General features: G+C 65.3%; 14 protein-coding genes and 1 tRNA gene. 11 read left to right on the plus strand and 4 right to left on the minus strand.

All coding sequences use genetic code 11. The features are described 5' to 3' along the window. Positions 1-106 precede the first annotated feature (106 nt). Complete coding sequence (locus F3J15_RS07795) at positions 107-931, plus strand: RNA methyltransferase (RefSeq protein ID WP_166889523.1); 825 nt, start codon at positions 107-109, stop codon at positions 929-931. Positions 932-1,199: 268 nt separating this feature from the next. After that, entirely contained in the window at positions 1,200-2,003 is an 804-nt protein-coding gene (gene cysE / locus F3J15_RS07800; protein WP_089425733.1) for a serine O-acetyltransferase, read from the plus strand. A gap of 48 nt (positions 2,004-2,051) precedes the next feature. Here cysE and F3J15_RS07805 read toward each other — a convergent pair whose 3' ends face one another. The 4 genes from F3J15_RS07805 to F3J15_RS07820 all read right to left on the minus strand — a co-directional run bounded on the left by F3J15_RS07805 (position 2,052) and on the right by F3J15_RS07820 (position 4,799). Further along, on the minus strand, positions 2,052-2,852 hold the full coding sequence (locus F3J15_RS07805; protein ID WP_069248326.1) for a UDP-2,3-diacylglucosamine diphosphatase: 801 nt from the start codon (positions 2,850-2,852) through the stop codon (positions 2,052-2,054). A 23-nt stretch (positions 2,853-2,875) separates the two neighbouring features. Then, entirely contained in the window at positions 2,876-3,367 is a 492-nt protein-coding gene (locus F3J15_RS07810) for a peptidylprolyl isomerase (protein ID WP_006478428.1), read from the minus strand. An 88-nt stretch (positions 3,368-3,455) separates the two neighbouring features. Further along, entirely contained in the window at positions 3,456-4,037 is a 582-nt protein-coding gene (locus F3J15_RS07815; RefSeq protein ID WP_011352517.1) for a peptidylprolyl isomerase, read from the minus strand. A 39-nt stretch (positions 4,038-4,076) separates the two neighbouring features. Further along, a complete protein-coding gene (locus tag F3J15_RS07820) occupies positions 4,077-4,799 on the minus strand; it encodes a tetratricopeptide repeat protein (protein WP_047850693.1) in 723 nt (240 codons plus the stop codon). Positions 4,800-5,033: 234 nt separating this feature from the next. Here F3J15_RS07820 and cysS point away from each other — a divergent pair, with 234 nt between their 5' ends. From cysS to cyoA, 9 genes are all read left to right on the plus strand, one after another. Continuing rightward, the gene (gene cysS, locus F3J15_RS07825) at positions 5,034-6,431 is read left to right on the plus strand and encodes a cysteine--tRNA ligase (protein ID WP_069248324.1); all 1,398 of its coding nucleotides are present in this window, start codon (positions 5,034-5,036) and stop codon (positions 6,429-6,431) included. A 43-nt stretch (positions 6,432-6,474) separates the two neighbouring features. Continuing rightward, positions 6,475-7,302 (plus strand): DNA-3-methyladenine glycosylase, encoded by an 828-nt coding sequence (locus tag F3J15_RS07830; protein ID WP_089484184.1) that lies wholly within the window; start codon positions 6,475-6,477, stop codon positions 7,300-7,302. A 103-nt stretch (positions 7,303-7,405) separates the two neighbouring features. Beyond that, positions 7,406-8,377, plus strand: coding sequence for an acetyl-CoA carboxylase carboxyltransferase subunit alpha (locus tag F3J15_RS07835; protein WP_039364696.1), 972 nt, complete (start codon positions 7,406-7,408; stop codon positions 8,375-8,377). A 46-nt stretch (positions 8,378-8,423) separates the two neighbouring features. After that, positions 8,424-9,845: a tRNA lysidine(34) synthetase TilS gene (gene tilS / locus F3J15_RS07840; RefSeq protein WP_166889538.1), complete on the plus strand. Its 1,422-nt coding sequence runs from the start codon at positions 8,424-8,426 to the stop codon at positions 9,843-9,845. Positions 9,846-10,188: 343 nt separating this feature from the next. Continuing rightward, entirely contained in the window at positions 10,189-11,442 is a 1,254-nt protein-coding gene (locus tag F3J15_RS07845) for an aspartate kinase (protein ID WP_027787050.1), read from the plus strand. Positions 11,443-11,552: 110 nt separating this feature from the next. Next, positions 11,553-11,646 (plus strand) — tRNA-Ser (locus F3J15_RS07850). Between the two features lie 6 nt (positions 11,647-11,652). Further along, positions 11,653-11,997: a hypothetical protein gene (locus tag F3J15_RS07855; protein ID WP_166889541.1), complete on the plus strand. Its 345-nt coding sequence runs from the start codon at positions 11,653-11,655 to the stop codon at positions 11,995-11,997. Positions 11,998-12,583: 586 nt separating this feature from the next. Beyond that, positions 12,584-14,113: an NADH-quinone oxidoreductase subunit M gene (locus F3J15_RS07860; RefSeq protein WP_089445900.1), complete on the plus strand. Its 1,530-nt coding sequence runs from the start codon at positions 12,584-12,586 to the stop codon at positions 14,111-14,113. 275 nt (positions 14,114-14,388) lie between these two features. Next, positions 14,389-15,276: a ubiquinol oxidase subunit II gene (gene cyoA, locus F3J15_RS07865; RefSeq protein ID WP_039342567.1), complete on the plus strand. Its 888-nt coding sequence runs from the start codon at positions 14,389-14,391 to the stop codon at positions 15,274-15,276.

Consider the following 15,276-nt stretch of genomic DNA (forward strand, 5'->3'; position numbering starts at 1 on the left):
AGGCGACCGGCGTACGGGGAAACCCCCACTATCCATCCGGACGAGTGGGTTTGCCGCGGCGATGGCGATACCATACTGCCATTCTGATGAACCGAGTCGTATCGTAGTGGAAACCCCGCAGATCACCGCCGCGCCGTCCGAGCCGGGCGCGGCCTCGTCCCAGCCGCCGTCCGGCGGCTTCACGTCCACCCGTTTCGTGCTTGTCGAGCCGAGCCATCCCGGCAATGTCGGGGCGGCCGCCCGTGCGCTGAAGACGATGGGCTTCTCGCGTCTTGTGCTGGTCGCGCCCCGCGTGCCGCACGTGCAGAGCGATCCCGAGGCGATCGCGATGGCCAGCGGCGCGGACGACGTCCTCGCGTCCGCGCATGTCGTGCCGACGCTCGGCGACGCACTGTCCGGTGTTCACTGGTCGATCGCGCTGACCGCGCGCTCGCGCGAATACGGGCCGCCGCGCCTGGCGCCGCGTGCCGCCGCCGCGCAGGCGTGCGCGCAGGTCGGCACGGGCGACATCGCGCTCGTGTTCGGCAACGAGCGCACGGGCCTCGCGAACGAGCATGTCGAACAGTGCAGCGCGCTGGCGCATATCCCGGCGAACCCGGCTTACAGTTCGCTGAATCTCGCACAGGCCGTACAGGTGCTTGCGTACGAGCTGCGTGTCGCGTTTCTCGAGCAGGCGAGCGAACCGTCGGCGCAACCGTCGGCCGAAGCCGGCACGCTTGCGCAGAGCGACGAGATCGAGCGGATGTACGTGCACCTCGAGAACGCGCTGATCGCGCTCGACTTCCTCGATCCGCGCAACCCGAAGAAGCTGATGCCGCGGCTGCGGCGCCTGTTCGCGCGCACGGGCCTCGAGCGCGAGGAGGTCAACATCTTGCGCGGTGTCGCGAAGCACATCCTGCTGAAATCGGGCAAGCCCGACGGCGACGCGTAAGCGGTCGGCGCACGGGGTGCCGGATGTCCCGGCGCGCGGGGCAACCACGCGTCGGCAGGTGCCGGGTCGGCCGCCGAAAGCGCCGGGGCCGATCGCTCCACTTGGTCGACCACCCCGCAAACCCAGTAACAGCAAGCGTTCCGCCCGAATACCCGCGCCGGCGGCGGGGTGAACTTGCGAGCGCGTGCGGCCGTTCGTGACTCGCCCTACAATCGCCAAACGTCATAAGTAAATTACCCGGCGCGATAACGGCCGGTCATTGCCGGCGATGCGCGCCGGCCTTTTCCCAGACCACATCATGTTCACGAGACTGCGCGAAGACGTTGCAACGATTCGCGAGCGGGATCCCGCCGCTCGCAGTGCATGGGAAGTGCTGACCTGTTATCCGGGGTTGCATGCGCTCGTGCTGCATCGGTTCGCACACGCATGCTGGCGTGCGAAGCGCTACTGGCTCGCGCGTTTCGCGTCGCAGGCGGGCCGGTTCCTGACGGGGATCGAGATTCACCCCGGCGCGACGATCGGCCGGCGCGTGTTCATCGATCACGGGATGGGGGTCGTGATCGGCGAGACGGCGATCGTCGGCGACGACTGCACGATCTATCAGGGCGTGACGTTGGGCGGCACGTCGCTCACGCGCGGCGCCAAGCGCCACCCGACGCTCGAGGCCGGCGTGATCGTCGGGGCGGGCGCGAAGGTGCTCGGCGGCTTTACGGTCGGGGCGGGTGCGAAGATCGGTTCGAACGCGGTCGTCGTGAAGCCGGTACCGGCAGGCGGCACGGCGGTCGGCAATCCGGCGCGCGTCGTGATGCCGGCGCAGCCGAAGCCGCAGCCCGAACGTGCGGCGTTCTGCGCGTACGGGATCACGCCGAATGCCGACGATCCGATGTCGCTCGCGATTCATGGGCTGATCGATCACGCGGCGAAGGAAAGCCGCCGTGTCGACGAGATCGTCGCGGCGCTCGAGCGGCTCGGCACGCATCTGGAAACGCTGCAGGGCGCCGACGCGGCGCGCCTCGATCTGCGCCGGCTGTCGGCCGTGCTGGAAGGCAAGTCGGTCGAACGCCAGGCGTAATTCAATGGATGCCCGCTGCTGCCGGTTGTTGCGACGGTAGCGGCGGCGTCAGTCGAGCGGCATCGCGTGGATGCCTTCCGCGTCGACGCGCAGGTAGCCGCCGCGCGGCTTGCCGTGGTCGAGATCCCAGTCGGGCAACACCCAGCGGATGCCACCGGGTTCCAGGTGGCGCGCGGGGCGGTGCGTATGGCCGTGAATGATCACGCTCGCGCGGCTTTTCCGGAACAGCGCCGCCACGCCTTCACGCGTGACATCGTAAATCGCCGAAGCAGGGCGCATCCGGCCCGCTTCGCTGTTCGAGCGCATGCGCTGCGCGAGCGCGCGGCGCCAGCGGAACGGCCACGCGAGAAACAACCATTGCGCGATGCGGTTGCGTGCGAAGCGGCGGAACACCTGGTAGCCGCGGTCGGCCGTGCACTGCGCGTCGCCATGCGCGAGCACGATGCGCTGGCCGAACGCCATGACCAGCGAAGGATCGGGCAGCAGCATCGCACCGGCTGCCTTCATGAAGCGCCGGCCGAGCAGGAAATCGCGGTTGCCGTGCATCACGTAGAGCGCGATGCCGCGCTCCGAGAACGTGTGCATCAGCGCGGCCATGCGGGCCGCGAACGGATCGTCGTCGAGGATGTCGTCGCCGATCCAGTATTCGAACAGGTCGCCGAGGATGAACACCGAGTCGGCGCTGTCGGCGGTGTATTTCACGAAATGCTCGAACGCAGCGACCGTCTTCGGAATCGCTTCGCTCAGGTGCAGATCGGAGAGAAACAGGAACGGGCGTGCGGCTTGCGCGTATTCGCGCTCGCCCGGCACGCCCGCGGAGACGCTTCGCGGCGGACTCTCCTGCAACATCGAAGTGCCTCCGTAACGACGCGTCAGACCACGACGGCCTTCTCGATCACGACGTCGTCAGTCGGCACGTCCTGGTGGAAACCAGCGTTGCCCGTCTTGACGCCCTTGATCTTGTCGACCACGTCCTGGCCTTCGACGACCTTGCCGAACACGGCGTAGCCCCAGCCTTGCGGCGTCGGCGACGAGTGGTTCAGGAAGTCGTTGTCGTTCACGTTGATGAAGAACTGGGCGGTCGCCGAGTGCGGATCGTTCGTGCGTGCCATTGCGACCGTGTAGTTGTCGTTCTTCAGACCGTTGTTCGCCTCGTTGTCGATCGGCGCATCGGTCGGCTTCTGCTTCAGGCCCGGCTCGAAGCCGCCGCCCTGGATCATGAAGCCGTTGATCACGCGATGGAACACGGTGCCGTCGTAGTGGCCCTTCTTCACGTAGTTCAGGAAGTTCTCGACCGTCTTCGGTGCCTTCGCGGCGTCGAGCTCGAGCTTGATCACGCCGTGGTTCGTATGCAGTTCAACCATGATGAATTCCTTCGGTGAGGCGGTTTAAATGGCACGCGGCCGGTCGTGCGACGCGGCCGCGTGAGGCGCCGGACGTGCCGGCAGGTTCTTACTTCGAGACGATGCTGGCCGATTCGATCACGATCGGTTGCGCGGGCACGTCCTGCATCGGGCCGCGCGAGGTCGTCGCGACGCCTTCGATCTTCTTCACGACGTCGAGACCCGACACGACCTTGCCGAACACCGCATAGCCGTTGCCGTCCGGGTTCGGGTAGTCGAGGCCGCTGTTGTCGACCGTGTTGATGAAGAACTGCGCGGTGGCCGAGTTCGGATCGCTCGTGCGTGCCATCGCGATCGTGCCCGTCAGGTTCTTCAGACCATTGCGGCTCTCCAGCGGGATCGGCGCGCGGGTCGGCTTCTCCTCGAAGTTGGTCTTGTAGCCGCCGCCCTGGATCATGAAGCCCTTGATCACGCGATGGAAGATCGTGCCGTTGTACTGGCCGGCCTTCACGTAATCGAGGAAGTTGGCGACGGACTTCGGCGCCTTCTCCGGGTAGAGCTCGACGCGGATATCGCCCTGCGAGGTCTTCAGCTGCACGACGGGGTGCGCGGTAGCCGATTGCGCGAACGCAGGTGCGGTCGCGGTCGCGAGAAGGGCGGCGCCGCCAAGCGCCAGCAACAGACGTTTCATTGCGATCCTCAGGTTGGGAGGGAAAGAAGGCCGCGCCGCTTATTTCGACGGCGCGACGTACGGCGCCGCCAGTGCGCCCGACGGACCGCTGAACTGGAACGTCGGCGACATCGGCAGCGTGGTGGTGCTCACGTTCGCGGCAGCGCGGTCGGAGTAGTCGCGCGTGGCCGGTGCGGTCGCGCGGGCATTCGGCGCCGCCTTAGGCGGCGACACGATCTTCTGGAGATCGGCGAGGCGCTGCGCGGTCGCGCCGCTCGTGCGGCCGAGCGATTGCGCGCGCTTGTACGACTCGGCCGCGAGGCGCAGGTAGAGATCGCCGAGGTTCTCGTACGCGAGCGAGTAGCCCGGGTTCGATTGCGTCGCCGTGACGAGCGCGGTGCGCGCTTCGTCGTAGCGGCCATGCTTCGCGTAAAGCGCCGCAAGGTTATTGTACGGCTCGGGCAGTTCGGGGTACGCCTGCGTGATCGCGACGAACTGCTGGATCGCGTCGTCATCGCGATTCAGGCGGGCCAGCACGGTGCCGCGCTTGAACTGCGCCTGCACGTCGTGCGGGTTCGACGCGATGCGCGCGTCGAGCTGCGCGAGCGCCTGCTTCCACTGCTTGCCGGCGATCGACGCGTCGATTTCGGGCGTGCCGTCGGCGGTGGCCGGGGCCTTCTGCGCATGCGCCGCGGGAGCCGCGAAAAGCGTCAGCGCGACGCCCATGACGGTGGTCGCAACGAGGGTCGCAGCGCTCTGCGCGCGGCCGCGATGAGGTTTCATAGGCGTAAATCGGAATGTTATACTCCGAGCCATTCTAACAAAACGTCTGCGCGTTCCGGCGAGCGTCAGACAGTCTTTCTTTGCCTCTCGTGGCCGTCACCGCTGTGCTTGCAGCCTGACCGCCCCATGTGATATCGAGGACGCTCGGCCTGGTGCCGCAGCAGATGGTCCGTCCGTTTCGCATGCTGGGCGAGCTTCGCCAGGGCGGTTTCCTTCGGCTCACGGTTCATCTCTATGGAATCACTGCGCATCTACAACACGCTCGCGCGTGACAAGCAAGTCTTCGTGCCGCGCCAGGCTGGCGAAGTGCGGATGTACGTATGCGGAATCACCGTATACGACTATTGTCACGTGGGCCACGCGCGCATGCTGGTCGTGTTCGACCTCGTCCAGCGCTGGTTGCGTGCGATCGGTTACCGGGTCACGTATGTGCGCAACATTACCGACATCGACGACAAGATCATTCGCCGCGCGGTCGAGAACGGCGAGACGATCAAGTCGCTGACCGACCGGTTCATCGGCGCGATGCACGACGATGAAAGCGCGCTCGGCATCCAGCGGCCCGACATCGAGCCGCGCGCGACCGAGTTCATCCCGCAGATGCTCGGCATGATCGAGACGCTCGAGACGAACGGCTACGCGTACCAGGCGACCGACGGCGACGTCAATTACTCGGTGCGCAAGTTCGCGAACTACGGGAAGCTGTCGGGCAAGTCGCTCGACGACCTGCGTGCGGGCGAACGCGTCGCCGCGAACGACGCGAAGGAAGATCCGCTCGATTTCGTGCTGTGGAAACGCGCGAAGCCGGAAGATCCGGAAGGCACGTCGTGGGCGTCGAAGTACGGGATGGGGCGCCCGGGCTGGCACATCGAGTGCTCGGCGATGGGCTGCACGCTGCTCGGCGAGCATTTCGACATCCACGGTGGCGGGCAGGATCTGCAATTCCCGCACCACGAGAACGAGATCGCGCAGAGCGAAGGCGCGACCGGCCAGACGTTCGTCAATTACTGGATGCACAACGGTTTCGTGCAGGTCGACAACGAGAAGATGTCGAAATCGCTCGGCAACTTCTTCACGATCCGCGAAGTGCTCGAGCGCTACGATGCCGAAGTCATGCGCTTCTTCATCGTGCGCACGCACTACCGTTCGCCGCTCAATTACAGCGACGTGCATCTCGACGATGCGCGCGCGTCGCTCACGCGTCTCTATACCGCACTGAAAGACGTTGAAGCCGACACGCTCGCGCTCGACTGGAACGAGCCGCACGCGCAGCGTTTCGCCGCCGCGATGAACGACGACTTCAACACGCCGGTCGCGGTGGCGACGCTGTTCGAGCTGGCGGGCGAGGTGAATCGCACGGGCGACGCATCGCTCGCGCGGCAGCTGAAACAACTGGCGGGCCTGCTCGGCCTGCTGGGCCGCGAACCGCGCGCGTTCCTGCAGCAGGCGTCCGGCGCCGCGCAGGCGGGCGGGCTCGCCGCCGACGAGATCGAAGCGAAGATCGCCGCGCGTGTCGCGGCGAAGCAAGCGAAGGACTATGCCGAAGCGGACCGGATCCGGGCAGAACTGCTCGAGACCGGTATCGCACTTGAAGACAAACCGGGCGGATCGACCGAATGGCGTCGCGTATGAGCGCGGTGCGTTCCACTGACCGATCCGTCAGGTAGGAGGCAAGATGGCAACGGCCAGAAAAGCGCCGGTCAGGCGCGCGACCCCGGTCGCCGCGCGTCCGGCAGCCAAGCGCGTGCCGCCGGCGAAGACGGACGCGACGCGCGCCGTGCCGAACGGCGCGCTCAACGGTCATGCGCAGCCGGCGGCTGCGCCGCCGGCCGCCGACGCGGCCCGCAAGGCCCGTGCGTCCGAAGCGGACGGCGAGGAGGTCGTCGTGCGTCCCGCATACTGGGATAAAGCATGCGCCGACCTCGTCAAGCGCGACCGGATCCTGAAGAAACTGATTCCGAAGTTCGGTCCCGCGCATCTCGTGAAGCGCGGCGACCCGTTCGTCACGCTCGCGCGCTCGGTCGTCGGCCAGCAGATTTCGGTACCGTCGGCGCAGTCGCTGTGGGCACGCATCGGGGATGCCTGTCCGAAACTCGCGCCGCAGCCGGTGATCCGGCTCGGCGCGGACAAGCTGATCGCGTGCGGGCTGTCGAAGCGCAAGACGGAATACATCCTCGATCTCGCGCAGCATTTCGTGTCGGGCGCGCTGCACGTCGACAAATGGACGTCGATGGACGACGAGGACGTGATCGCGGAACTCACGCAGATCCGCGGCATCAGCCGCTGGACGGCCGAGATGTTCCTGATCTTCAACCTGTCGCGGCCGGACGTCCTGCCGCTCGACGACCCGGGCCTGATCCGCGCGATCAGCGTCAATTACTTCAGCGGGGAACCCGTCACGCGCAGCGAGGCGCGTGAAGTTGCGGCCAACTGGGAACCGTGGCGTACCGTCGCGACCTGGTACATGTGGCGCAGCCTCGATGCGCCCGACGCCGACGCCTGAGCGGCGGCTATCGGGTTTTAAACATCAATAGTTGAGAGCCGGTTTTGAGCGTCGCCCGCGCGGGTAGAATACGCGCTGCCGCAAGACCCAAGGATTCGAACACATGAAGACCACGTTTCTGGATTTCGAACAGCCGATCGCCGAACTCGAGGCCAAGATCGAAGAGCTGCGATTCGTGCAGGACGACTCGGCTGTCGACATTTCGGAAGAAATCGAGCGGCTGTCGAAGAAAAGCCAGCAACTGACGAAAGACCTCTACGCGAACCTGTCGCCGTGGCAGGTTTCGCAGATCGCGCGGCATCCGCAGCGTCCGTACACGCTCGATTACGTTGCGGAACTGTTTACCGATTTTCACGAGCTGCACGGCGACCGCGCATTCGCGGACGATGTGTCGATCGTCGGCGGCCTCGCGCGCTTCGGCGGCCATCCGTGCATGGTGATCGGTCACCAGAAGGGCCGTGACACGAAGGAGCGCGCCGCGCGCAACTTCGGGATGCCGCGTCCGGAAGGCTATCGCAAGGCCGAACGCCTGATGCGTCTCGCCGAGAAGTTCGGTCTGCCGATCTTCACGTTCGTCGACACGCCGGGCGCGTACCCGGGCATCGGCGCGGAAGAGCGCGGCCAGTCGGAGGCGATCGGCCGCAACCTTTACGTGATGGCCGAGCTGAAGACGCCGATCATCACGACGGTGATCGGCGAGGGCGGTTCGGGCGGCGCGCTCGCGATCGCGGTGGCCGACACGGTGATGATGCTGCAATTCTCGACCTACTCGGTGATCTCGCCGGAAGGCTGCGCGTCGATCCTGTGGAAGAGCGCCGCGAAGGCGCCGGAAGCGGCGGAAGCGCTGGGCCTGACCGCGCACCGCCTGAAGGCGCTTGGCCTGATCGACAAGATCATCAACGAGCCGCTCGGCGGCGCGCATCGCGATCCGAAGGGCATGGCTGCGCTGCTGCGCCGTGCGCTCGCCGACTCGCTGCGCCAGTTCCAGGGCATGAGCATCGATGCGCTGCGCGAGCGTCGCTTCGAGCGCCTGATGGCCTACGGCAAGTTCAAGGAAACCACGCCGGGCGCATGACCGGCTGCGTCTTCCATTCGCGCGCCGCTGCGCGCGCGTTCCTCTCGTGATTCCGCCAACCGAATATTCCGCCGACCGCGTCGTTCTCGACGCGGTCGGCGTTGCGCTTTCCGGCATGCCGCCCGATGCACGCATCGCGATCGCGTACAGCGGCGGCCTCGACTCGACGGTGCTGCTCGACGCGGCCGTGCGCGTCGCGGGCGCGTCGCGCTGCGTCGCACTGCACGTGCATCACGGGCTGAGCGCGAATGCCGACGCGTGGGTGGCGCACGCCGAGGCCAGCGCCGCCGGGCTCGGCGTCGCATTCGAATCGATGCGCGTCGACGTGCCGCGCGACAGCGGCCTTGGCGTCGAGGCGACGGCGCGCGAGCGGCGCTATGCGGCGCTCGAGGAGATGTGCGAACGCCACGGCGCGGCCGCGCTGTGGCTCGCGCAGCATGCGGACGACCAGGCCGAGACCGTATTGCTGCAGTTGTTGCGCGGCGCGGGGATCGCGGGGCTCGCCGCAATGGCGCCGCGTTACCGGCCTGACGGCGTGAGCGTCGAACGTGTGCGCCCGCTGCTGCGACTGTTGCGTGCGCAACTCGAGCGCTATGCGACGCAGCGCGATCTGGCATGGATCGACGACGAATCGAACAACGACACGCGTTACGCGCGCAATGCGTTGCGCATCGACGTGCTGCCGGCGCTGGCCGTGCATTTCCCGGGCTTTCGCGACGCGCTCGGCCGCGCGGCCCAGCATGCGGCGGCCGCCCAGAGACTGCTCGACGATCTGGCCGAACTCGACTTCGCCGTTGCCGCGCGCGATGACGGGCACGCACTGGCGCGCGATGCGCTGGTCGCGTTCGACGATACGCGCGGCGCGAACCTGCTGCGCTTCTGGATGCGTCGGCTCGGTCTGCCGAGTGCGTCGGCTGCCCGGCTCGCCAACATGATGCGGCAGTTGCGTGCCACGAATGTCGCCCATGCGCTGCGCGTCGATCACGCAGGGCAATGCCTGCGCCTGTATCGCGATGTCGTCTACTGGGAAGCGGGCGACAGCAGCGAACCAGCCGATGACGGCACCGGGAGCCCGCATCCGGAAGCGGTGCTCGCGTGGGACGGACAGGACGTCTGGCACCTGCCGGGTTGGCGCGGCACGTTCGTGTTCGTGCCGGCCGATGCGGGAAGCGCCGACGCGGTGCCGGAGGCGCTGCTGCGCGGCGCGCGGCTGGCGGCGCGTGCCCGAGCGGGCGGCGAGCGGATGCGCACGTCGCCGGGCGGCCCGGGCCGTACGCTGAAGAACCTGTTCCAGGAGCGTGGCGTGCCCGCCTGGCAGCGCGACGTGCCGCTGCTGTTCGCCGGCGACTGGCTGATCTACGTGCCGCGCCTCGGCGTGAATCGCGATGCCGGCATGTCCGGCGGCGGAGCGCCCGGTGATGGCGCGTGGCGCCGGATTGAGTGGCGTCCCGACTTGCTGATCGCATAGCGGCGGCGGCCCGCGTGGCGGCGCGATGGCACACGCATTTTCACCATTTGGTAAACAGCGCCGGAACGGCCCCAGGCGCCGCGCGCGGCTTGTCAAGCGGGCCTCTATCGGGTACGCTCGGTCGTTTGCTCGGCTCGATTTTTGAGCGATTTGTGCAGGTTTTCCGCGTGACGTACCCGGTTTGCGCGGCCTGATCGGCCTTCCGGGCAAAATCCGTCACGCTTGCGTGTTGCGTCCCAGCCGTCCCCCTCGTCGTCCGTCCACAGCCACAAGCCGCGTGACCGAACGGCTACGCGGCCTGCCCAGCGCGCCCGTGCGGTTTCTCCTCCAGTTCAGAACGACAATGGCACTCATCGTACACAAATACGGCGGCACTTCGATGGGCTCGGTCGAGCGCATCAAGAACGTCGCGAAACGCGTCGCAAAATGGCATCAGGCCGGGCACCAGATGGTGGTCGTGCCTTCGGCGATGTCCGGCGAAACCAACCGTCTGCTCGGTCTTGCGAAAGAGATTTCGAGCCAGCCGAGCCCGCGCGAGCTCGACATGATCGCGTCGACCGGCGAGCAGGTCAGCGTCGGCCTGCTGTCGATCGCGCTGCAGGAAATCGGCGTCGAGGCCGTGAGCTACGCCGGCTGGCAAGTGCCGATCAAGACCGACAGCGCGTTCACGAAAGCGCGCATTCACTCGATCGATGACGAGCGCGTGAAGGCCGATCTGAATGCAGGCAAGGTCGTGATCATCACGGGCTTCCAGGGCGTCGATCCGGACGGTCATATCACGACGCTGGGCCGTGGCGGCTCGGATACGTCGGCGGTGGCGGTCGCGGCTGCGCTGGGTGCCGAAGAGTGCCTGATTTATACGGACGTCGATGGCGTCTACACGACCGATCCGCGCGTCGTCGAAGAGGCGCGACGCCTCGATCGCGTGACGTTCGAGGAAATGCTGGAAATGGCCAGCCTCGGCTCGAAGGTCCTGCAGATCCGCTCGGTCGAATTCGCCGGCAAATACCAGGTGAAGACGCGTGTGCTGTCGAGCCTGACCGATCCGCTGATTGCGCTCGACGAAGAAATGCGCTCGGGCACCCTGATTACTTTTGAAGAAGACGAGACCATGGAAAAGGCAGTCATTTCCGGCATCGCGTTCCAGCGCGACGAAGCACGCATTGCTGTGATGGGCGTGCCCGACAAGCCGGGCATCGCGTATCAGATCCTCGGCCCGGTCGCGGATGCGAACGTCGACGTCGACATGATCATCCAGAACCAGAGCGTCCAGGGCAAGACCGACTTCACGTTCACGGTCGGCCGTGGCGACTACCAGAAGGCGATGGACATCCTCACCAACCAGGTGAAGGGCCACGTGAATGCCGAGCAGGTGCAGGGCGACCCGAAGGTGTCGAAGGTGTCGGTCGTCGGTGTCGGCATGCGTTCGCACGTGGGCGTCGCGAGCAAGATGTTCCGCACGCTGTCGGAAGAGGGCATCAACATCCAGATGATCTCGACGTCCGAAATCAAGATTTCGGTGCTGATCGACGAGAAATACATGGAGCTGGCCGTCCGCGCGCTGCACAAGGCATTCGAACTCGACCAGGCATCGTGAATTTTTCGTGATGCATTGAAGAAAATGCATCACGGAAATTGACGCGCGGTTCGAAACCCTATATTATTTCGTTCTCGTCGCACTGCCTCCCTGGTGCGAGCGAAAGTTTGGGAGACGTGGCCGAGAGGTCGAAGGCACTCCCCTGCTAAGGGAGCATCTGGGCCAAAACCTGGATCGAGGGTTCGAATCCCTCCGTCTCCGCCAAAAGCGGTGACAAAGCCCCGCAAGTTCTCGGACTTGCGGGGCTTTTTCTTTTTCGGGCCCGTCGACGGACTTGTCGACAACCACGCGCCGTTAGGCACGGCGACACGGTTACCGGCATGCGACAGCACGCACGCGTATGACAAGCGCCGGCAGATCCTGCGCAAGTACCACACGATCATCGTGCAGCGTGTTGCAATGGAGCAGGGCAGCGATGCTGCTCGTGCCCCGGTCCCTCTCCGGTTCGCATTCGATACGCATGCCGCACTGCTGGATGTCGCGAACTGCATCTGCGATGCGATTGTCATGACGCCCCCGCGTCGAAGTCGGCACAGTCCGCCGCAAGCGGCATGATCGACGCCGGTCCATGCCACGCGTGCAAGCCGCTTCGGCCCATTTCCTGCGCAACACGATCATCATCGCGCGATGAGGATGCGCATTGGGGACCGCCTGAGTCGTCCGCGATCAGCTCGGGAACATGAAGACGAGGGGGAGCGACCATTCCCTCGACCTGCGTCGAGCAAGGTCAAATGAAAAGACAATGAAAGGTGATGTGTAAGGATTGAGAGCCGCACACGCATCGTCCCGCCGACCGTCAATTAGCGCGTTCCGACCCTTAGAAACAGACCATCAGTGTCAAAAATGCGGCACTGCGTCGATTTTCGCGATCGGCGTCATCGGGCAATACAAAAAATTACACATAAAAATCAGCTACATAGGGCGACGTTAAAAATCAATGCTCTGCTGCGCTGCAGAAAATAATCAATCCCCTTATGCTGGTTAACCCGATCGCGTTTGAGCGGCGTCAAGTTTTCCGGTGATGCCGCTTTACATTTTGCCAACACTGGCGATTCACGAAATCTACCTGTCGATTTGATTTCGTTCCTTTCGTCTCGCCTGTCCCCGATGCAGTGCGCGACTTCATCAAGGCCTCGTTGACATGCATGATTTCCCCTTCCTGAGCCTGGCCATCTGGGCTCCGATCCTGTTCGGCGCGTGCCTGCTGCGCGCCGGTTCCGACCATCATCCACGCCGTACGCGGTTGATCGCGCTCGTCGGCGCGCTGGTAGGGCTTGCCGCGGTCGTGCCGCTGGTTGCCGGTTTCGATGCGCATTCGGCCGCGATGCAGTTCGTCGAAAGCCGCAACTGGCTGGCGGCATTCAATTCCGGATGGCGGGTCGGCATCGACGGCGCGTCGCTATGGCTCGTCGTACTGACCGCGTTCACGACGCTCGTGGTGGTGGTGGCGTCATGGGAGTCGGTCACGGTACGCGTCGCGCAGTACTACGCGTCGTTCCTGATCCTGTCGGGGCTGATGGTCGGCGTGTTCGTCGCACAGGACGGGCTGCTGTTCTTCATCTTCTTCGAGGCGACGCTGATCCCGCTGTACCTGCTGATCGGCACGTGGGGGCGCGAGCGTCGCGTGTACGCGGCCGTGAAGTTCTTCTTCATCTCGTTCGCCGGCTCGCTGCTGCTGCTGATGGCGATGCTGTACCTGTACGCGCAGTCGCATACGTTCGACATGGCCGTGTGGCGGACGCTGCAGCTCGGCTTCGCGCCGCAGTTGCTGGTGTTCCTCGGCTTCTTCGCCGCCTTCGCGGTCAAGGTGCCGATGTGGCCGGTCCACACGTGGCTGAGCGACGTCTATACCGACGGCCCGACCGGCGCCGCGCTGATGCTCGCGATGCTCAAGCTCGGCGGCTACGGGTTCCTGCGCTTCGCGCTGCCGGTCACGCCCGATGCGGCCCACTTCTTCGCGCCGGCCGTGATCGCGCTGTCGCTGTTCGCGATCGTCTATGCGAGCCTGATCGCGCTCGCGCAGACCGATCTCGGCAAGCTGCTCGCGTATTCGACGGTCGCGCACATGGGGATCGTCACGCTCGGGCTGTTCCTGTTCAACCGGATCGGTGTCGAAGGCGCGATCGTCCAGCTCGTGTCGTACGGCTTCGTCGCGGGTGCGATGCTGTTGTGCGTGAACGTGCTCGTCGATCGCACGAAGCAGCGCGAGATTGCCGCTTACGGCGGCGTCGCGGGCGTGATGCCGCGTTTCGCGACCTTCACCGTGCTGTTCGCGATGGCCAACGTCGGCCTGCCGGGCACGTCGGGGTTCGTCGGCGAGTTCATGGTCATCATGGGCGCGATCCGCTTCAACTTCTGGATCGGCGCCATCGCGGCACTGACGCTGATCCTCAGCGCGTCGTACACGCTGTGGATGCTCAAGCGCGTCGTGTTCGGCAAGGTCGCGAGCCAGCGGATCGCGAAGCTCGCCGACCTGAACCGTCGCGAGATCGTGATGTTCGCGTCGCTCGCACTCGTGGTGCTGGCGGTCGGCATCGATCCGAAGCCGTTCACCGACGCGATCGATCCGACCGTCGGACGGCTGATCGAAGACGCGAGCCATTCGAAGCTGCCGACAGGGGACGGCCCTGCGCAGCCTCAGCCGTCGTACATGGCATCGACGCGCGGCTGATCGCGGCACGTTGCGGGAGTGGGGCGCACCGCACGGCGGTGCGGTCGTTGCACGCGCATCGATCCGGTCGCGGTCCGGCGCAGGCAGCGCCGGGCCGGCTTTCGGCTGCGTGAAATTACCCCGCGACAATCTGTCTCACAGCAGATTCTGCAATGATGATTTTCCACATTAGCTGGTTTTTCATCGCACTCGCGCGACGTATGATTCGGCCACTTTCGTGGATCGAATGCGCATCGGGCATACGCAAACGGATTCAATGACCCTCGGGCTGTGTGATGAAAAGAAAAGCTTCAAAAGGCGGAGTGGCGCTGATGTCGATCGGCGCGGCTTTGAGCCTGTCAGGCTGTAATTTAGATGTACTAAATCCGAAAGGAAGCGTGGGCGCTGCCGAAAAGGCGCTGATCGCGACGTCCACCTGGGCGATGCTGATCGTCGTCGTGCCGGTGATCCTGCTCACGCTGTGGTTCGCGTGGCGTTACCGCGCGTCGAACCGCAACGCCACCTACGCGCCGAACTGGTCGCACTCGACCGCGATCGAGGTCGTGATCTGGACGGTGCCGACGCTGATCATCCTGTTCCTCGGCGTGCTCACGTGGAAGACCACGCACGAGCTCGACCCGTACAAGCCGCTCGAGTCGTCGGTGAAGCCGATCGACGTCGAGGTCGTCGCGCTCGACTGGAAGTGGCTGTTCATCTATCCGGAACTCGGCATCGCGTCGGTGAACCAGCTCGCGATTCCCGTCGGCACGCCGGTGAACTTCCGCATCACGTCGGATTCGGTGATGAACTCGTTCTTCATCCCGCAGCTCGGCGGCCAGGTCTACGCGATGGCCGGCATGCAGACGCGCCTGCACCTGATCGCCGACGAGCCGGGCAACTATGCGGGCACGTCCGCCAACTTCAGCGGCCGCGGCTTCTCCGACATGAAGTTCCGCACGCTCGCCGAGCCGCGCGAACAGTTCGATGCATGGGTGCAGAAGGTGAAGGCGTCGCCGGACCGGCTCGACGCGACCGTGTACGGCACCGTCGCGCAGCCGAGCGAGAAGGCGCCCGTGCGCTACTTCTCGTCGGTCGATCCGCGGCTCTTCCACAACATCATCGCGAAATACAACGATGGCCACGTCCTCGACCTGAAGGACGCCGCCTGCGGCACGAAGGGGTAA

Source organism: Burkholderia sp. Ap-955 (assembly GCF_011753045.1).
Taxonomy (GTDB): Bacteria; Pseudomonadota; Gammaproteobacteria; order Burkholderiales; family Burkholderiaceae; genus Burkholderia; species Burkholderia lata_D.